This window comes from Paenibacillus amylolyticus (assembly GCF_047302515.1).
GTDB classification, from domain to species: Bacteria; Bacillota; Bacilli; order Paenibacillales; family Paenibacillaceae; genus Paenibacillus; species Paenibacillus amylolyticus_G.
Genome location: NZ_CP168019.1, coordinates 3,727,318 through 3,746,451 on the forward strand (window position 1 = coordinate 3,727,318; position 19,134 = coordinate 3,746,451).

The window sequence follows — 19,134 nt, forward strand, 5'->3', positions numbered from 1 at the left end:
ACGTGACATGCCATTATAAAAATTAATAAAAACGGAACGTCGCTCATAGCGTCCGTTCCTGTTATACGAATGATCTTCTGTTAAGTTTCACACATCATAATTCGGGGTCTTGCCTCATTGTCCATTGGATAACAGTTCAGCCAGCAACATTCCCACTTCGATACAGATATCATCAAACTGTTCTACGGGAAGCGGGTTAACACCCAATCCAACTTCTACCGTGAAGCCCGGTCTACCGAAATCTTGAATAAACCAGTCCTTGTATCCGGCATCACTGCCACCGAGCTTCACCGCCTTGTAGCCGGAAGCTTTGGCGAGTCTACGCGACAGCGGTCCACTCTCTCTCGGTTCCAGATCACGGTAGTTCCAATAGATCTCCTGGCCCTGACTATGCAGGGATACAACCGCATCAAATGTATGTTGCTGCGTCCACTGCGCAAGGGCCTGTGCCTCCGGTTCTGTCAATGGAGCTGTCCCTGCATAATCCCTGGGGCCAGGTGAGGTCACACCTCTTCTCGCTGCTTCTTCATCCCAATGGGCTGGAAATTGATCATTCAGATCCACCCCTCTGATGTTGGCCTTCCAATGGGTGAAATGTGATCTGTCCGCATTCCAGGCTAACAACTGCTGTGCATGTGGATGCTGATTGACCACACCTTCCTGAACCAGTTCGACCCCGTCCGGATTAACCATCGGCACGGCCCAGAGTGTCGTCTCTTGCATCCAGCGTTCTGTCTGGTATTGATGCCATGTCCTATGCGCACTATACGCCTCGGCATACTCTTCGATAAACTTCATCAAAACTGCTGTTGTCAACCACTCATTCGCATGAACGGAAGCGTTAACATGGATATGTCTCGACCCTTGCCCAATACGCAAATAAGGCAGCGACTTCCCCATGACACTTGTTCCAATGGACCCCGTTTCAATAAACGGGTATTGATTCTCCAGCTTGTCTATATCCCTGATTAATTCTCGATAACCATACTCTCCCTGAATCTTTACAATAGTTTTTCCATTCGAAGCCGGAATATGAATACAGCGACCAACCCAGTCGGTTATATTGGTAATTTCGGGATTGGCCTGGCGCAACACCTCTTCGTCCAGACCAAATCTCCCTGCAATCTCCCCTACACGTTCTCCAGGCGGTACAGCGTATCTGCGACCTGTCCCGGGGACAATACGCAGCATCTGACCTGCCAGCAAGTATGGCTGGGAAGCCACTTCCGGGTTCAGTGCAGCAAGGAACTCTTTGGTCATATGGTGTGCTGACGCAATTCGCAGCAACGTATCTCCCCGCTGAACAATAATCCACTGTAGATCCATGTTGTTCTCCTTTCCACAGGAAAAGACAGGTCTCCTGTCCAGTTCTGACCAATTTCGTGTCTGTAATATATGTATGCAGGTCAGGTTGTCCGTCATGTGACAAGAATCATGTTTATCTCCGGTTAATGCATAATGACGACAAAAAATCCCGGAACTTCACAGTTCCGGGATAGTCCACAACCAAAATACATTAATTAAAAGTCTTATTCATGCATAATTTGAGTATAACTATGATAATTGCGTTACCTGCCAGACAACAGGGGTCTTGGAGATCTGCTCCCCCAACCATCGACGGGTGATATTCTGGAACATTCTCGGGTCACCCGTGCAGAAAAATTGATGCACCGGAGTCTCATCCCCACTGGCCAGCTTTCGTTTATCATATAAAATCGTACTGATTTCACGTGCCGTTTCATCTGCTGAACTGATTAACTTCACTTCCTGCCCCATAACTTCCTGAATCGTGTCCATGAGAAAGGGATAATGCGTACAACCCAGAATAAGACAATCAATTGGCTGTTGTTTGATCTCGCCCAATGATTGTTCCACCGTATGTGTCGTGTGCTCGGAACGAAATTCACCTTGTTCCACCAACGGCACCAGCGCCGGACAAGCCTGACTGACCACATCAATATAGGGGGACAACTGTTTGAGTGCCGTTGTATAAGCCCCACTACCTATGGTACCCGTGGTACCAATCACACCAATACGTCCTGTACGTGTCGCTGTGATTGCGGCTCGCGCACCCGGATGTATAACACCAATGACAGGCATATTCACCTTGCCACGGATATACTCCAACGCGGCTGCTGTTGCTGTGTTACAGGCGATAACGATAACCTTCGGATCGAATTGGATCAAGAAATCAACGATTTGTTCCGTAAATTGTTTTACTTGTTCGGACGAACGGGGTCCGTACGGTGTCCGGGCAGTATCCCCAAAATAAATGATCTTTTCCCGCGGGAGCTGACGCATCACTTCCTTGGCGACGGTCAATCCCCCCACACCGGAGTCTAATATAGCGATTGCTTGCTGCACGAACACACCGCTTCCTTCTTCATTGAATTGGTTCTCAAAACGATTGTTTCTCAGAGCTTTCTTCCTACCCTATGAACATTCCGGCAAAAAGGTACCTACATCTTACCCGATTTCATCGCAGGGTTCAAATTAAATCCACGCGCTACGTCATCTATGTGTGGACACGCAACAAAGCAGGCTCTCCTCTAATTAGAGGAAAGCCTGCTTATCAAGCTTTGCTTAGTTGTCGTCCTTGGACTCATCCGCAGGAAGCTTCGCTACGATGTCAATGCCGGGTTCATCCACTGTTTTATCGATATCGTTATCAACAATGGCTGCCGATATGCGAATTTCTTTCCCTTCAGCGCAATTGCGCCAGGATTGAATATCCTGAATCACAACATCTGCGGTCTCTTTAACTTTGGATACGATCTGCGAACTTTGTTCACCCACGATACCAGCCAGTTCCTGACCTTTCTCCGATACCTGACGAGCACCTTCTGTAATATCCTGACGAAGTTCACGTCCCGATTTAGGCGCCAGCAATAATGCAGTTACTGAACCAACCACGGAGCCAATAAGAGCTCCCCACAACAAACTTTTGTTAGAATCCTTCACGTCACATCTCTCCCTTTACTATTGTTTAAGTACCGGATCAGAAGCAACGGTCTGTCGCTCAGCCATCCGGGCGAATGCCTACTCTGTTGATGCATTATAAGCAGCACAGGCTTGACTTGACACTCCAGATGTTAAAAATAATCTGAACGCCCTTTTTGAATGGATGCAACTTACTTGGCTTAAACTCAGTTCTGACGAGCCGGCTCGAGATCAGCCGCGGCATGCTCATCCCCAGGGTCCAAATCAATAACATATCGTCCAGGTGCAATCAATGCCGCCTGATGTTCACAACGCCAGCGACGTCCACCTGAAGAACCCAGCGTCTGTCCATCTTGCAGAACATCCCCCTGATCAAATATGTAATACGCTGCGCCCAGTAAGGTCTGAGCCACCGTATCCGGATCAAGACCGACGAAGTGACACTGGACATCAGGTACACCCAGCGCAGATAATCCCACGGTGTCCATGACCAACCCGCGCTGTTCCTCTGTACCTCCGGCTTGATACATTCGAACGTTCATGGCTGCATACAGATGTTCCTCACGTTCCTGAGCTTGCGTATATGCTTCCGGTTCAACCAACTTATCACTGCCATACCAATACAGCGCATCACAGGTCAGGCTTTCCATGATTGCCAGTACAGTCTTCTGAAACAGCTCCAGGCGCTGTTTGCGAGGCATGGCAGCCGTGAACATATCATGTATCCGAATGGAGTACCGCGAAGCTTCTACAACTTGTCCCACTTCCGGCCAATACCATGCTTGTTGCAGAGCACCGCCAAAGCGAGCACGATCTGCGATTTCATTCACAGGAAGCATACAAGTCTGAGCAGGGATATCCCCTTCCTGAAAGGATACCTTGTGGTCCAGATGATAGAAGACAAGCATCTCATGCTTTTGCCCTCCGCTCTCTTGTTTCACATCCAGTCGGACTTGTCCTGTATGACGAATCATAGCTTCCTGCAAACGCAGGCGATCCACCTCTGGACGTTTCCGGAACAAAAGTTCAACCATATACACCGGATGGAATCCGGAAGGTGTTTCATTTGTTTCGTTACTTTCAGTATTTACTTCATTGAATTCTTTTGATTCATTTGTCATGCGATTTCCCTCATTCCTTACGCTGTCCCTCGGCCTGTGCCGTATTGAAAGGACCAAGTTCTTTTTCCACGTAGGCGCTAACCTGAGTAGTAAAATGTTCAAGTATACTCGGCAACTCTACGCTAAGCGGATGGAGCTCAGACCGCTCCCAAGTGTAATAATCCTGCACCAGTGGCTTGCGTAACGTGACAAGCTGACGCAATATCTCATAGGTCGGATTATCAAAAACCTTTTCTTCATAATTAATCTGAATAATATCATCATAACTGCTCGCATCTCTCATGATGAAGCCGTCGATCAGATAACTTCCCACATCGGTAACAATTTCGATCGCCAGGTGAAGACACCGTTCCTGTACCATCCCCAGCATGAGACTGCCATCCCAAGCTTCTGCTGCCCCGCGAAGCCCTTCAGCTACTTCCGGTACAGCAGCAAGCCGGCGGGCAATCTGTTCTCTGTTCACATAATACATTCGTTCACTTCCCGTTCAGTGAGTTATCGGTTCCGTTTCCCTCTTCGCTTAAGCCAGAATATCATCACAGGACAAGCGATCAGAAACACAACAAAAATATATAGAAATTCCATAACGTCTCTTAAATCGCTCATGCAGAGTCCCCTTTATCTCAACGTAGTTTGAATGATAGATCAGATTTCGTAGTCCACTGCAATTGACTGTTCTCTGACTTCGTTCATGTACTTGATAACTTCCTGATGAAGCGGGTGTACCTGATACGCCTGGAGATCCTCCAGTGACGCAAACTCCGCCGTGAGTGAAATGTCGAACGATCTCTCCGAGCGAAGCACATCAATCCCGATTTCAAGTGAAACGAGGACATCAATTTTACCTTCCAGATTGCGAAGCACCTGAGCTGCAGTTTCAATACTTTCTGCTGAGCGATCTTTCATTTTGAACAGGACAATATGTTTTATCATCTGGGCAAGCACCTCGTTTAATATAATAGTAGAAATGAATGAATTTTCATGTATCCAAAATATATCATAACGTTCTCTATTACGAAAGGATACTTGGAAACGTTCTCTTGATAAGAAAAACTAATTCGAACCGTTTCCTTTCGATTCGGATTTCTTTTGCGATCCATCCTCCGTCTGTTTCGCGGATTCATCCTGCAGAGTTTGTCCTGTTTCAGCCTGCTGTTTGATGTTGTCCGGGGTTTGCTGCGGTTTGGACCATTCACGATTCATCAGATCCTCCTGATCTTCCTGTTTCTTCAACACAGCAATGGCCTGTCTGAGCTTTGCAGGCAATGGAAGACCGATTTTGGCATAATTCTCGGTAATCGAAATAAGTTCATTCACCAGATAGAAATAAATAGCTCCGCCTTTGATAAAATCGGTTCCCATGATCAGATCAATTCGATGAGCAAGCAAAACAACGGTCAGCATGAGCCCTTTGCGAGCAATCCCCCAGAACCCAATGTTGCTATTCAACCCGGTACCTGTTCTTACCGCCGCTGCCAAACCTGTTATATAATCCACAGCCATCGCGACCGCGAGCAGGCTCAGCAATTGATCCCATCCGCCAAAAGCAAACGTAACAAATGCTCCCGAGATGACAGCAAAGGTATTCACAGATAGATGCACGTTCCTCACCTCTCCTTTACACTTGAGTATCATACAATATATGTAAAAGTAAGAGATTTGACAGGTCACATGTCATGCTGAACACGCGGATTTATCATTTCAGATTTGTGCACATCCCCTTCGCAACAGTGGAACGAAAATCACATGCTTTTGGGGAATTCAGGGAAATAAACCGCATCATATCAACAAAAAACAGATAAAAGTTCTTTAGACCTATTAATAAGTAATTGGAACTACATTATTTTTATTCCTGTCCAATTTCTCCCCTCATTTTTAGTGAAACATTGTAATCTAGGAATATACTAGGATGTGAATTGCGCATGGTCTAGTTCGTAGTTCCCTCTTTATCGTGAATTCACGCATTGACGGCATTTGTAACCGGTAATCCCGGCACTTGAAAGTACCCCGTTGTTTATTGTAGTATTTGGTTAAAAAAAATCGGAGGAAATATGCCTAATCAACCAGAACAACATTCCATCCAGGCGTGGTCTCTGATCAACCGTAAATACTTGGGAAAAGGCGTCCGTGTTAAACGATTCCGAAAACCGACACGCTGTCAAATCCGAAATCGTGTTCTTCTTGCCGTGCTGATGGCCAATGATATCAAGTTGTCCCAGCTTGCTGAAGACCTCTCCATCTCTTCACGCAGTGTCAGTGCGTGGGTATATGAAGGACGGATACCCGGCAGTACCAATTTGGACAAGACTTGCCAATTACTCGGCTACCCGCGTCATATTCTCTTCAATGAAGAAGTTGTGCGTAATAGCCCTGTCATATGTCAACCCGAGTCATCTCGCTTCATGAAGCGTACGGTGACCCGTTCTCCGGTTAGTAACCGTATTTTGACAGGCTTGTGTATGGTCCATGATCTGTCGGTGACAGATGTCAGCCACTGGATCGGGGTTCATCCCGGCACTTTCCGCAAATGGCTGCATCAGGGAACACTGCCTTCTGCTGCATTTCAGGAACAAGCGGAGCAATTTTTCCGTATCCCGAAAACTATTTTGTTCGCAGATGTCATCTTGAAAGATCGTCGCAACAACTAAATAAGCGAACAGCCAAAAGGCTCTGATCTCCCCATAGGGAGGCCAGAGCCTTTTTTAAAATAAAATGCATGCCTTCTCTCTCGGACTTGAAGCACTGTTCTGGCTATTCCATCAGAAATGTCAGATAACCTACCCTTTTTCGTCTTTTGCTCCCAAGGAGAGCCATCACAGCTCGCTAAAAGCGAAGTTAATGCATTTCATCAGGACCATTCTCTCCAAAAGGTCATCCTAACCTCGTGTTTAATACTTCATTGATATATCTCAAACCGGTATATCGAGGACGAAGTGTATGCGCTGTGTTGAATGCATGTTCCACCATCTCCGGGGTTACACCGAGTTGCTCAGTAGTCACAGGGCCACCTACTTGTTCCAACCATGCGATGAGCTGAGAAGCCTCCGGCAATTGGTCATATATCCCAAACACCGGTTCGCCGGATGTCTGTGCAAGTTCTTTATATTTCACCGTTAGCAATGCACAAGCTACGCCAACTTTGGCACCATGCAGAACTGGTCTTTCTCCCGCTTGCATCAGATCCATCTCCAAAATGTGGGACAGATGATGCTCACCTCCGGATGCCGGACGAGAATGGTCAATGATCAGCATGGAGATACCGGAAACAATTAATGCGTCCATTAATACAGCTACTCCCTCTGCTCGCCCCTCCGCAATAGCTTGTACATGATCTATGCAGGTATTCAGTGCTTCTTCTGTCATCCGATAAGCAACCGGACAGAACGGTTCCCCGCCCAGATCACGAGAAACAATCCAATCTGCAAGGGAAGTATATTTGCCAAGCATATCTCCGAATCCGGCAGCCGTCATCACTTGGGGAGCTTGCTCCAGGATATTCATATCGGCAAAAATGGCTTCAGGCGGAACAGCCTGAAATGTCTGTTTGATTCCGCTTACAATTAAGGGTGCACCCGCAGAGGTAAAGCCATCTACTGAAGCCGCTGTCGGTATGGACAGAAAAGGCTTGTTCATTTTGGAACAAACAAATCTCACCAGATCATGAATGGTACCTGAACCCACCGCAATTACAGCCTGACTTTCGAGTCTCACACCCAACATGACCTGTACAATAGCTGCTTCATCCGCAATGATATCCCCCGTACGATTCTCCGGCAGAGCGATCTCATCCACATGCATTCCCGCTTCGCGAATACTACTCAGCACATCAGATCCGGCGGCCCGAAACGTATGTTGATCATAAACAACCGTCACCTGACGATATCCTTGCTCAGACAAATAACCCGGTAACCTCTGAATGGCACCAGCTTCCAGATGTATCAGCATATCCACCACTCGGTGTTGATGACCGCAAGCACACTGCTGTGCTTCCTCATTCCATGCTGCAATTCGTTCGTTCATATTCATTCGCTCTTACCCTCCCATATGAGATATCATGCATAATTAACGGGTTAAAACCACAAGATAAAAAAGGAAATAAAATGTGATGATTTTCCTGATCACACTTTACTGCCTGTACCCAATATTTGCAAATCCATATCTCACATTTCCAAGTAGGTGAAGCAATGAAATTAACGAAAGAATTAGGAATTTCGCTCGGATTTCTCGCCGGAACCACCTTTGGCAGCGGTATCGCTTTTTTGTTTCGTCTCCAGTCGTTTGAAGTGGTTGCCAGTGTAACGCTATTTGGTATTGCAGGAGCCATTGCCGGGATCATCACGGCAGTCATTCTGCGCCAGCGGCAACATTAGCATTAGCAAGCTGGTAGCAAAATGTAGGCTTCACACGAATGATCCACAAAATAAAAAAAGGTTCGTGAATTGCCCTAGAGCAACTCACGAACCTTTTTTGTTAGATGCGGTCGAGAGGACTCGAACCTCCACGGGGGTTAGCCCACACGGACCTGAACCGTGCGCGTCTGCCAATTCCGCCACGACCGCATAATATGTATCTCCTCATCCATCGATGAAAAGCGTTCCGGTGAAACAATTCCTTGTTTTACCGTAATTCAGAGTATACATGCTCCAAAATAAAAATGCAACTTCTTTTTTATTCATTCAAGAATAGGACATATGTCCTTTTTTCTCAACTTCAAACACCCTATCGTAGCATTAAACAACAAATATACCATCCATAAGAATGCAAAAATGAAGGAGAGATCCACCTTGAAAACGACCCATCTGTGCTTTATCGGTGCCGGGTTTCATGCATCCACGAATATTTACCCTTCTGTTGTTGAAGCCGGAGCGCAGATCCAGGCCATTGCCACACGCAGTATGGAACGCTCTGAAGCAGCTCTGCTGCGATTTGGCAGCAACGGAAAAGCGTATGACAATGCTCAGCTTATGTTGCAGCAGGAAATCTGTGACGGAGTCGTTGTGGTCGCCCAGCCTGTAGATCAGACCGCTCTTGTTCTCGAATGCATTCGGGCTGGCAAGAATGTATACGTGGATAAGCCGCTCGGATGGAACGCAGCGGAAGCCGCCACTGTAGCAGAAGCTGCCGAGCAGGCTGGCGTCGTTGTCATGGTCGGTTTTATGAAACGTTATGCCCCCATATACATGAAGCTGAAGGAGCTAATTGATAGTGGTTCGCTAGGTAAGGTACGTTCATTCCAGATGAAATTCGCTGTAGACAGTACCCCATTTTGCAAAGATGAGGAACAGTTCATGAAGCTCGCTGCCATTCATATGGTCGATCTGATGCGTTACTTATTCGGAGAAGTAATACGAGTTACAGGCACAACCGTGAAGGATGGGGAACACATTAATCAAAGCATTTCCCTTATATTTGAAAATAACGTAGTAGGTAGCGCTTATTTTACCGGCATGAGTGCTTGGTCACGGGAAAGTGAAAGTGTACTCGTCACCTTTGACAACGGATTTGCGTCAGCTGAAGAGTTCAACACACTTACTGTTCATCAATCCCGGAGTTCGACCAACCTTCCCTGGAAATCTCTCGAGGAGCAAGATACTGTATATACACCTTCCGGCTCTCCCATGTCAGGAGCTTATCGTGACCTTTATCTACGCGGGTTTGTTGGTGAAATGGCGCACTTCATCGCGTGTTGCCAGAATCAGACTGTCCCACATTCCAGCGCCAAGGATAATATTGCAACGATGGCTCTATGTGACTCCATTCTATCGTCACTGAAGTAGCGTATATACGCTCATCATCATATTTTATTCATCCAGAGAAGAGCCTGAAACCGGGGCTCTTTTTTATATTATAGACATCAGCACATCTGCCTTCGCCTAGAATTAGGGTTTATAATCTGCATCATAAGTGATATGCTCATTCATGAACTATACGTACGTTATGTAATATAACTACCCAAATAGATACTATAGAAAATCACCGTAAAGTGGAGGTGTACTTATAATGAAAAAGGACGCAACCAAGCTATGTCCCGCGCCATACGGCTGTTCCGTAGAAGTTACCCTCAGTGTGATCGGAGGCAAATGGAAAGGTGCCATTTTGTATCATTTATTCTCCGGTCCTTTGAGATTTAACGAGATCCGAAAATTGTTTCCTGACATCACCCAGCGTATGCTCACCCTGCAACTTCGAGAGTTGGAAAGCAGCGGAATTGTTCATCGTGAAATATACCCCCAGATCCCACCTAAAGTGGAGTATTCCCTCACACCATTTGGTGAAACATTACGGCCGATCATCTTCAGCATGCGAGATTGGGGAGAAACGTATACAAATGAGGTTCTGGCCAGATCCTCACAAGAGGTATAAAACACAAAAGAAGCTGTCCCTGGTTTTTAGGGAACAGCTTCTTTGCTTGCTTATTTAATAACCGATTGGATCGTAACCGTACGGTTACGTCCCTCTTCCTTCGCTTGATACAATGCATTATCCGCCAAGTGAAACAGTTCTGTGGATGTTGTGGAGTGCTTCGGATATTCAGCAATTCCAGCCGAGATGGTGACGGAACGATCTATAGGCAATACGCTTTCTTCGACCGTTATTCGGATACGTTCAGCAATCTCATAAGCTACGTTAGACTCGGAATTTCTTAACAAGACTACAAATTCCTCTCCACCAAACCGGGCGCAGACATCTTCTGGTCGAACAGACAATTGAATGATATTGGCAATGTGTTTTAATACTTCATCCCCAGCATGATGCCCGAATGTATCATTAATGGACTTGAAGCGGTCGATATCCAGAACAATAATGGAGAACGGCACCTCATCCTGAATCCATTCCTGAATGACTTCTTCGAAGGTTCGGCGATTGTTCATGCCTGTTAAAACATCTGTTCTGGCATCATAGACAAGCTGGTTTGTCTGTTTCCTAAAGTTCGCCAATGCGCCAACAACTGCTCTTGTTAGAAGGTCTGCCTCTCTATTCCAGTGAGGCTTCATCACAGGCAGATCCACTTGTCCCTTATCAACCTGATTCACCAAATCAGCCAGCATAGCAAAAGGACTGGCCAGCTTGCGTGCAACCCGAACCACAATAAGCGTCAGGATCAGGAATGGCACTGAGGTGTACAGTAACAACATACGGATATGATGATTCAACTGATCGTACACCGTTTGGGTTGGAGACACGATTACGACGCCCCAATCTGTTGATGGAACTTTGTAATAACCTGCAAGCGAATCCACACCTGCCAGATTTTTGTATTGTTCTTTACCGTGCTTGTTTACTAGCAGTTTTTGCACCACTTCATTTTTACTGACATTTTCACCAATTCGATTGGTGTTTGGGTGAAATAACAATGTACCCTTCTTATCCACAATAAAAAAGTAGGAACCATTACTTGTCTTAAGCTGACTGCCAAAAGACAGACTCAATATATTATTCTCCTGCAAAAAGATATTTCCACCGATTGTTCCTTGGTACTCCCCTGCCGAATCAAAGATCGGTTCACTGACAAATACAATTCTGCGTTTGGTTCTGGGTGTCTGGTACGCTTCGGAGATATACGAAGCCCTCAATTTAACCGCTTCTTTTGCTGCATTGGAACTAACATGGTGACCTACACTAGCCTGTGAGTACGGTGAGGTAGACCTGATTACTCCCTCTTTATTTACCAAAGAAACGGAATTGAAAAAATTACTGCTATTGCGAACCAAATCCAATGTGGAATTCAACTCTTTTGTATTGGAGTTATCCATGTCCGGGAAATATGTGGCTGCATATTTCAAGCTCTCCTGCATGGAATAAAAAAGCGAATCCAGCGTTTGGCTCATTTGCACAGCGCTTGCATAGTTTAGGGACAGGGTGTTATCAATGAGTGACTGTTTCTGAGATGTATAAGATGAGATGACCATGAGGGTCAATGTCATTATAACTGAAATAGTGACCAACCCGCCGAGTAAAGCCGTGAGGCTGATTTTCTTGATGTTTTTTATTTTTCTTCGTAATCTAGATCTCTTGATCTGTGCAATCATCGTTTACTTCCCCCGGATTTTCATGAAAAAGCATATTCCTTCTACCTTATACGAAAGTTGTTAAGATCAAATAAAGAGACTGAGAAATCTTAACAATTACATCGTAAGATTGACGATTTAATGACATTTTACTTTCCCTGGAAGAATCACTGTTCAGGATCGCCCTAATCGACAATGATATATCCTTCTTCTGGCTCTTGTTCAACAAACCCTGCCATCTGACGAACCTGAAATTCGATCGGGTGATGACTGCCCATTAAAATGCGATTTTGAACTTCATCCGCTGTTTCTGTAGGTAATGCGAATGCACGTGTATAGGCAAACTGTGCCTGAAGTGTCGTATAGATCGCATTGACAAGCCGATCATTGCCCGCACGCCCGAACACATTAAGGATGACAGCTCCGTCCGAGTCCAGCTTGTCCTTGACCATGGCAAAAAAATCACTGGATATAAACTGCTCGGGTGTACCCGTTGCCGTAAAGGCATCAATAATAATATAATCATATGTCTCAGCGGGTTCCTGGCCTAATAATTCACGACCATCCCCAATGAGCACAGGACTTCCCTCATATCCAAAAAAGGTTCGGCTCAACTCCACGACCTCTGCGTCCAGCTCAGCCACCTTTACCTGACGATCAGACAAGTAGGTTGGCAATGTCCCAATACCATGTCCCACCACAAATACGGTATCAAACTCAGGATCATTAGTTTCCATAAGATGCACCATCGCTCTTGGATACTCCAACACCATCCGGGCAGGCTCATCCAGATCCATTGCGCCCTGCACAGCTGCGTTGGAGAATTCTAATACACGAAACTGGCCCTTCTCTCCATAAAGCTTTTTGGTATCATATACCGTCAGCTCATGCTGTTCACTTTTATTCCGATACAGAACTCTCAATAACCGTTCTCCCTTCGTGCTTTCACACCTATTCGACATATACCTTCATTCTATTACACGGGATGACAACATACCACCCTATACTTGAAAGATCGTAGTACAACAAAAAAACCGTCCCGTGGTCATACCCCTGTCAAGTAGACAGATGAAAAAAGCTATGCTGCCAGTGCGCATCGATATTCAATCGGTGCGCGCTGTTTAAGTTTGGCTTGAAAGCGTCGGTAGTTGTAATTGTACATGTAATCTTCCACGGCTTGTCGAATCTCTGCTTCTGAATTACACTGGTTAAGGTACAGCTTCTCTGTCTTGAGATGCGAAAAGAAGGATTCGATGCATGCGTTATCCAGGCAGGTTGCTTTGCGAGAGTGGCTGCCTTTGACGCCGAATGCTTCTAATCGTGTGTTGTACGCCTGAGACGTGTATTGGAAGCCCTGATCCGAATGGAGCACGGCTTCTGAAACGTCTCTTTTTTGTGTCCATTGTTCCACCGTATCCAATACGAGCTGAACATCGTTCCGTTTAGATAACTGCCAAGCTACAATCTCGTTGTTGAACAAGTCTTGAATCACGGACAGGTAAACAAATGAATTCCCATCCGAAATATAGGTAATATCCGTCACCATTTTTTGCTGGGGTGCTGTAGCGTGAAATTGGCGTTTCAGGCGATTCGGATAGATCACAGATGGCGTATAGCTGGACTTCTTCCGCTTCTTACGAATTACCGATTGGATCGATAGTTCCCGCATGATTCGCCATACTTTCTTGTGATTCACGTTCAGACCAGCCTCCCACAACGCCGTTGTCATGCGAGGATAACCAAACTCTCGGTTTTCAAAATGAATAGCCATCATGTGTTCTTTGATCTCACGGTCACGTTCTTGTCTTGCGTCTCGCTGCGGCTGGGTTGCTCGCCATTTATAGTAACTGGATCGGGGTATTCCTGTAATCGATAGTAGGCGTGTAATGCCATGCGAGCAGCGCAATTCATCGATGATATCGTAGTTCTCCCGTTGGCTCAGCGCTTCTCCTTTACTAGATTTGGATACCGCTTTTTTAAATAATCCACCTGTGCTTGAAGATAGTCTCGTTCTTCCTCCACGCTGCCAAAGGCTGTACGAGGACGTCCCTTCAGTGGATTGGGCACACTGTTTTTTCGTTCATCGAATGCTTCCCCTTTTTTCCACTTTTTCACCCACACCTTCAGTTGTGAACAGTTTCGAATTCCTTCGCGTTCAGCGACCACCTTGTAACTTGAAGAACCTTCGACATAGGATCTAACTGCATTCAATTTGAATTCTTCCGTATACGTCTGAAATGTTTGCCCTTTTTTCGCCATAAAAATATCCCCTCCAAGTTTCACTTGAACCCCCATGATAACATGAAGGTTTTTTTAAGTGTCTACTTAAAGGGGATAATACCACCCGACTCATACGGGAACGGCCTTTTGATGAACCATTTAACACTTCTAAGACCCTATGGCCTCATGCAGAGCTTGGACATATGCTACACCCAGATTAGAGAGAGAAGTGCTCTTGTGGCTTATCCACCCTACATTAATGGATTCCTCACATTCCAGTGGTACAGGAATGATCTCGTCTCCGTTCAGATCAGCGCTAAGTACACCGGTAGAGATCGTATAACCATTCAGACCAATCAACAGGTTAAACAATGTTGCGCGGTCATTGACCTGTATGCTTTTGGGGTGAGATAACGTACTTAGGATCTCTTCGGAAAAATGAAAGGAATTGTACTCTCCCTGATCAAATGACAAGTACGGATAATCCTGCAGTTGCTCGATTGCAACCGACTCTTGTTTCGCCAGCGGGTTCTTCACACTGATAAAGATATGGGGCTTGGCTGTGAACAAACTCGTGAAAACCAGCCCCGCATCTTTTAACAATTTGTTAATCACCTTGGCATTGAACTCATTCAAATACAGAATGCCAATTTCACTGCGCAGGCTTTTCACGTCCTGAATAATCTCGTAGGTCTTTGTCTCCCGAAGCGCCAACTCGTATTCATCCTGACCATACTGCTGTACCAGGCGAACAAAGGCATTTACTGCAAACGCATAATGCTGCGTCGATACAGAGAAGTGCTGCGGGGATGGCTTGGCGTTCAGATAACGATTCTCCAGCAATTCGGCTTGTTCTACCACCTGACGTGCATAACTCAGAAACTCAACGCCTTCTTTAGACAGAGATATTCCCTTATTGGTACGTTCAAAAATAGTAATTCGCAACTCCTGCTCCAGATCCCGAATGGCATTCGAAAGGCTGGGTTGCGAGATAAACAACCTTTTGGCTGCTTCATTCATGGAACCGCGCGTGGCAACTTCGATCACATATTTTAGTTGTTGTAATGTCACTGCACTATTCCTCTTTTCGTATCAGTTGAACCTATTATATACCAAAAGAGGATCCAACCTTAAGCCATGCTTGCTGTCGGTCTCACTACAATCTCATTTACGTCCACCTCTGCCGGCTGGCTAATGGCGAACAATATACTTTTCGCAATCGCCGAGGCGGGAATGGATATGCGCCGATACTCTTTCATGAGATCACGTGCTTCTTCATCAGAAATCGTATCCGCGAGTTCCGATTCCGTCACGCCCGGTGATACAAGGGTTACACGGATATCTCCACCTACTTCCTGTCGCAACCCCTCCGAGATGGCGCGGACTGCGTATTTGGTTGCACAATACACCGCTGCCGTTGGTGACACGGCATAGGCTCCAATAGAGGCGATATTAATAAACTGGCCAAAACCCTGCTTTTTCATGACGGGCAGTCCAGCCGCAATGCCATGTAGAACCCCACGAATGTTAACATCTATCATGCGATTCCACTCATCTACCTTTAACGATTCAAGAGGAGATAGCGGCATAACTCCAGCGTTATTTAAAATAACATCGACACGTCCATAGCGAGTTTGAGCGAGGTCAACGATGGTTTGCATCTCTTCCAATCTGGTAACATCCAGCGAATGACACTCCACCGATCCGCCTTCCAAACGAATGGAGGAGGCCAATGCCTCCAAACGTTCCATACGTCTAGCTCCAATAACTACATGTGCTCCATGCTGTGCAAGCAATCGAGCTGTTGACTCGCCAATTCCACTACTCGCACCGGTGATGACAACAACTTTCCCTTTTACATTGGACATATTAAATCGCTCCTTATTTGGTTGTTATTGTACATTTTCTCTATACAAAATCATGCCTGCATGGTACAAAACGCCGTCCCTGAAGTTTCCATCCGCTGTAAATCCCGTATCATCCACGTATTCTATATGTTTCCCATGAACAACATAGCGACCCTGATATGCACTTTGCCGATCTCCTCTCGCTTCATCATATCTACCGCAAGGAAGAAGTTCGTGTCTGATATATCCATCCTTCGTGACCCACATCCCTACATACGGGTGTTTTGGTTCTTGTTGGTCACCCATTGAATTGCGCTCCATTGTTTCTCACCCCTCTCTGCTTCAAAAGATTCCGTTGCTTATCTCCATTATGTAGAGGATCAGTCGTTGTACGATAGAAAAATCCCGCAGTATTCTTGCCTATTCCTCCAGAGCATTTTAAAATAATAGTAATAGTGGTTTACAAGGGGGACTGCAATTCATGCTTATCAAAACAAATGAAACGGATACGAGCATCACGGAGCAGCAGCAACAATTGGCTCAACTTATTGAGCATTTCACCCCAAGTGACGGGATACATCCAACAGCAATTCCATCCCTTGCCTTAATCCGTGCCTCCGAGATCTCACAACCCATATATTCCGTTTATCAGCCTTCCCTCTGCATTGTCGCCCAAGGTTCCAAATTAGTTATACTCGGCCGCGAGAGCTACACCTACGACCTGTCACAATATTTGGTAGCTTCCGTAAACTTGCCTATTTCAGGGCAGGTTGTAAAGGCGACAACCGAACATCCCTATCTATGTATTCGACTGGATTTTGATTCAGGGCAGATTTTCGATCTGATTCAGGATACGCCTTCTGCACAACCCAAACCTGACCATTCAACACAAAGAGGATTGTTTGTTAGCTCAACCAAACCTTCCCTTCTTGAAGCCGTGATCCGATTGGTTCGGCTGCTGGATACACCTGAAGACATTCCTGTCCTTGCCCCTCTGTTTATCCGCGAAATTCTATATCGTATTATCCAGGATGAACACGGACATTCCATCAAGCAGTTTGCTATTCAGGACAGTCATGCACAGCACATCGCCGAGGTGATCGAAGTCATCCAATCTGATTACGCTAAGCCACTTCGGATTGAACAACTTGCTGCCATGATCAACATGAGTTCTTCCTCATTACATCATCATTTCAAAGCGATTACCGCCATGAGTCCTTTGCAATTCCAGAAACAGATTCGATTGCATGAAGCCCGGCGAATGCTGCTTGCAGGTTCAACCGATGCCGCCAACGCTGCGTTCCAGGTTGGCTATGAAAGTCCGTCTCAATTTAGCCGGGAGTATGCCCGCATGTATGGTCTCCCTCCCAAAAGCGATATCAAACGACTTCGTCTTACACTCGATATTAAAAACTAGAAACAACAAAAAGACCCGCGTCATCATGACGTGGGTTTTCGGATTCAAATAGGCAGTAGTGCCATCAAGAAAATAGGTTCTGTTTTTCAAAAACAGACATCTGGTTCTCCCCGGTAATAGGACATTCATCAGGATACATACTTCGTTTCTCCAACTTCTCGTCGATAAAATCAACCACCTGCTGTAGCGAAGCAATCTGTGCTTCAACTTTCTTCCGGTGATTCACCAGCATCTCCCGTTCATCCGGGAAATCTGCGAGATCGGAATCCATGGACATTTGTAAATAAGGCTTCATTTCCTCCAGAGACATTCCTGTTTTTTTCAGGCAAGTGATCAACTTCATCGTATGGATATCCTCCGAGCGATATACCCGATGGCGATTGGCCTTGCGTTCCGCTCGGGGAAGCAGCCCAATCTTCTCATAATAACGAATTGTATCTTCTGATAATCCGGCCTGTTCTGACGTTTCTTTAATGGAGAACACTTCATTCTCACTCATCATATGGGCCTCCTCCACATTCATTTCTCTCCATATTACAACTTGGAGCTGACTCCAAGTCAAGCATGATCCATTCCATCCCAACACCCCTTGACTTGGAGTCGACTCCAAGTTATAGAATGAGCGCAGCATACGGATTCGTTCTGTAATCCCATTCTATCTGGAGGTATATATGAATATACAAAATCAGCTTCGCACCGCTCTCATCACAGGGTCAACGTCAGGAATTGGTCTTGAACTGACACGCAGGTTACTGGCTGAAGGATGGCAGGTAATCGGTCTCAACCGTTCTGCTTTCCGATCCGAGGATACCGATATTCAGAACGCCTTACGTACAGGCCAGCTCCGTTGGGTTCAAGCTAATCTGACCAACTACGACAGTCTGAGAACTGCACTTGATCAGATTAAATCCGATACTAATTCAATTGATGTTTTGTTTAACAATGCGGGGGGCAGCGCTTCGGAGCTTCGTTTCTCTGATCAGGGGCATGAACTACACTTTGAACTTCAGACGGTAGTCCCTTACATCATCTACATGGAATTAGTTGAGCTATTACTCAAAGGACAGATGAAAACAGTTATTAATACTTCCACCACCTCGTTCAATATGGTCAGACAATTTGATCTGAACATCCTGGAACGTCCAGCCGAATTCAAAAAGCTGTTTGGTCCTTATGCCACCTCGAAGCTCGGCTTATCCCTATGGACACGCGAGGTTGCCAAGTCTGCCAGTGCGGATGTCATACAATTACTAAGCGTAGATCCCGGTGGAAATAACACGCTAAGGGGCAACAAAACATCCGGCCTGCCCTTTTATATCAAACCTATCATGAAATGGTTCTTTCCTCATCCAAGCCATGGCGCTTCGCTGCTCTACAATGCGGCCTTATCCCCAACCGGACACGAATCAGGTACATTTCTGGTGAAAAATAAAGCGACAGCGCTTCGCTTCACAGAGCAAGGCCCTGCTGTTTTAAAGCGGGTAAACGAGATTTATGAGCAGCGTTTTCGTACAACGCAGTCTGGAAAGACCATAATCACACGATCTTAATCATAATGGATGTTGTCCCTCATATTATCC

The 19,134-nt window shown here is 45.9% G+C and carries 21 protein-coding genes, 1 tRNA gene and 1 pseudogene; 6 read left to right on the forward strand and 17 right to left on the reverse strand.

The window, feature by feature from the left end; translation table 11 throughout:
* Window positions 1-114 precede the first annotated feature (114 nt).
* The 7 genes and pseudogenes from ACDJ59_RS15980 to ACDJ59_RS16010 all read right to left on the reverse strand — a co-directional run.
* Window positions 115-1,326: a M14 family metallopeptidase gene (locus tag ACDJ59_RS15980; protein ID WP_413404102.1), complete on the reverse strand. Its 1,212-nt coding sequence runs from the start codon at window positions 1,324-1,326 to the stop codon at window positions 115-117.
* A 228-nt stretch (window positions 1,327-1,554) separates the two neighbouring features.
* A complete protein-coding gene (gene racE / locus ACDJ59_RS15985; RefSeq protein ID WP_074096835.1) occupies window positions 1,555-2,364 on the reverse strand; it encodes a glutamate racemase in 810 nt (269 codons plus the stop codon).
* Between the two features lie 219 nt (window positions 2,365-2,583).
* Window positions 2,584-2,961, reverse strand: coding sequence for a YtxH domain-containing protein (locus ACDJ59_RS15990; protein ID WP_017689426.1), 378 nt, complete (start codon window positions 2,959-2,961; stop codon window positions 2,584-2,586).
* A 185-nt stretch (window positions 2,962-3,146) separates the two neighbouring features.
* Window positions 3,147-4,061, reverse strand: coding sequence for a DUF4261 domain-containing protein (locus ACDJ59_RS15995; RefSeq protein ID WP_413404104.1), 915 nt, complete (start codon window positions 4,059-4,061; stop codon window positions 3,147-3,149).
* 10 nt (window positions 4,062-4,071) lie between these two features.
* Entirely contained in the window at window positions 4,072-4,533 is a 462-nt protein-coding gene (locus ACDJ59_RS16000) for a DUF86 domain-containing protein (RefSeq protein WP_076318399.1), read from the reverse strand.
* A 173-nt stretch (window positions 4,534-4,706) separates the two neighbouring features.
* Complete coding sequence (locus ACDJ59_RS16005; protein WP_413404106.1) at window positions 4,707-4,994, reverse strand: Dabb family protein; 288 nt, start codon at window positions 4,992-4,994, stop codon at window positions 4,707-4,709.
* Window positions 4,995-5,279: 285 nt separating this feature from the next.
* A pseudogene (locus ACDJ59_RS16010) lies at window positions 5,280-5,663 on the reverse strand (holin family protein); the annotation flags it as partial.
* Window positions 5,664-6,112: 449 nt separating this feature from the next.
* Between ACDJ59_RS16010 and ACDJ59_RS16015 the strand changes: the two are divergent.
* A complete protein-coding gene (locus ACDJ59_RS16015; RefSeq protein ID WP_017689431.1) occupies window positions 6,113-6,709 on the forward strand; it encodes a helix-turn-helix domain-containing protein in 597 nt (198 codons plus the stop codon).
* Window positions 6,710-6,932: 223 nt separating this feature from the next.
* Here ACDJ59_RS16015 and ACDJ59_RS16020 read toward each other — a convergent pair whose 3' ends face one another.
* Window positions 6,933-8,087, reverse strand: a complete 1,155-nt coding sequence (locus ACDJ59_RS16020; protein WP_413404108.1) for a sn-glycerol-1-phosphate dehydrogenase — start codon at window positions 8,085-8,087, stop codon at window positions 6,933-6,935.
* Between the two features lie 158 nt (window positions 8,088-8,245).
* Here ACDJ59_RS16020 and ACDJ59_RS16025 point away from each other — a divergent pair, with 158 nt between their 5' ends.
* Complete coding sequence (locus ACDJ59_RS16025) at window positions 8,246-8,431, forward strand: hypothetical protein (protein WP_413404110.1); 186 nt, start codon at window positions 8,246-8,248, stop codon at window positions 8,429-8,431.
* A 105-nt stretch (window positions 8,432-8,536) separates the two neighbouring features.
* On the opposite strand, the gene ACDJ59_RS16030 is transcribed toward ACDJ59_RS16025, so the two are convergent.
* A tRNA-Leu gene (locus tag ACDJ59_RS16030) sits at window positions 8,537-8,620 on the reverse strand.
* Between the two features lie 225 nt (window positions 8,621-8,845).
* Here ACDJ59_RS16030 and ACDJ59_RS16035 point away from each other — a divergent pair.
* Both ACDJ59_RS16035 and ACDJ59_RS16040 read left to right on the forward strand, forming a co-directional pair.
* Window positions 8,846-9,838, forward strand: a complete 993-nt coding sequence (locus ACDJ59_RS16035) for a Gfo/Idh/MocA family protein (protein ID WP_413404112.1) — start codon at window positions 8,846-8,848, stop codon at window positions 9,836-9,838.
* Window positions 9,839-10,061: 223 nt separating this feature from the next.
* Window positions 10,062-10,424, forward strand: coding sequence for a winged helix-turn-helix transcriptional regulator (locus ACDJ59_RS16040; protein ID WP_036609739.1), 363 nt, complete (start codon window positions 10,062-10,064; stop codon window positions 10,422-10,424).
* 50 nt (window positions 10,425-10,474) lie between these two features.
* On the opposite strand, the gene ACDJ59_RS16045 is transcribed toward ACDJ59_RS16040, so the two are convergent.
* The 7 genes from ACDJ59_RS16045 to ACDJ59_RS16075 form a co-directional block, all read right to left on the reverse strand.
* Entirely contained in the window at window positions 10,475-11,986 is a 1,512-nt protein-coding gene (locus ACDJ59_RS16045; protein WP_413404114.1) for a diguanylate cyclase, read from the reverse strand.
* Window positions 11,987-12,255: 269 nt separating this feature from the next.
* On the reverse strand, window positions 12,256-12,993 hold the full coding sequence (locus tag ACDJ59_RS16050; protein WP_413404116.1) for a spermidine synthase: 738 nt from the start codon (window positions 12,991-12,993) through the stop codon (window positions 12,256-12,258).
* Between the two features lie 155 nt (window positions 12,994-13,148).
* Window positions 13,149-14,012, reverse strand: coding sequence for an IS3 family transposase (locus ACDJ59_RS16055; RefSeq protein ID WP_413409767.1), 864 nt, complete (start codon window positions 14,010-14,012; stop codon window positions 13,149-13,151).
* The gene (locus ACDJ59_RS16060) at window positions 14,009-14,329 is read right to left on the reverse strand and encodes a transposase (RefSeq protein WP_413404118.1); all 321 of its coding nucleotides are present in this window, start codon (window positions 14,327-14,329) and stop codon (window positions 14,009-14,011) included. Before ACDJ59_RS16060 ends, ACDJ59_RS16055 begins: the two co-directional genes overlap by 4 nt.
* A 129-nt stretch (window positions 14,330-14,458) precedes the next feature.
* Complete coding sequence (locus ACDJ59_RS16065) at window positions 14,459-15,361, reverse strand: LysR family transcriptional regulator (RefSeq protein ID WP_017689438.1); 903 nt, start codon at window positions 15,359-15,361, stop codon at window positions 14,459-14,461.
* 59 nt (window positions 15,362-15,420) lie between these two features.
* A complete protein-coding gene (locus tag ACDJ59_RS16070) occupies window positions 15,421-16,158 on the reverse strand; it encodes an SDR family oxidoreductase (protein ID WP_413404121.1) in 738 nt (245 codons plus the stop codon).
* A gap of 24 nt (window positions 16,159-16,182) precedes the next feature.
* Window positions 16,183-16,458, reverse strand: a complete 276-nt coding sequence (locus ACDJ59_RS16075; protein ID WP_413404123.1) for an Atu4866 domain-containing protein — start codon at window positions 16,456-16,458, stop codon at window positions 16,183-16,185.
* Between the two features lie 160 nt (window positions 16,459-16,618).
* Here ACDJ59_RS16075 and ACDJ59_RS16080 point away from each other — a divergent pair, with 160 nt between their 5' ends.
* Window positions 16,619-17,554, forward strand: a complete 936-nt coding sequence (locus ACDJ59_RS16080) for an AraC family transcriptional regulator N-terminal domain-containing protein (protein ID WP_413404125.1) — start codon at window positions 16,619-16,621, stop codon at window positions 17,552-17,554.
* Between the two features lie 64 nt (window positions 17,555-17,618).
* On the opposite strand, the gene ACDJ59_RS16085 is transcribed toward ACDJ59_RS16080, so the two are convergent.
* Window positions 17,619-18,056, reverse strand: a complete 438-nt coding sequence (locus ACDJ59_RS16085) for a MerR family transcriptional regulator (RefSeq protein ID WP_053061511.1) — start codon at window positions 18,054-18,056, stop codon at window positions 17,619-17,621.
* 169 nt (window positions 18,057-18,225) lie between these two features.
* Here ACDJ59_RS16085 and ACDJ59_RS16090 point away from each other — a divergent pair, with 169 nt between their 5' ends.
* The gene (locus ACDJ59_RS16090) at window positions 18,226-19,104 is read left to right on the forward strand and encodes an SDR family NAD(P)-dependent oxidoreductase (RefSeq protein ID WP_413404127.1); all 879 of its coding nucleotides are present in this window, start codon (window positions 18,226-18,228) and stop codon (window positions 19,102-19,104) included.
* The last annotated feature ends 30 nt before the right edge of the window (window positions 19,105-19,134 follow it).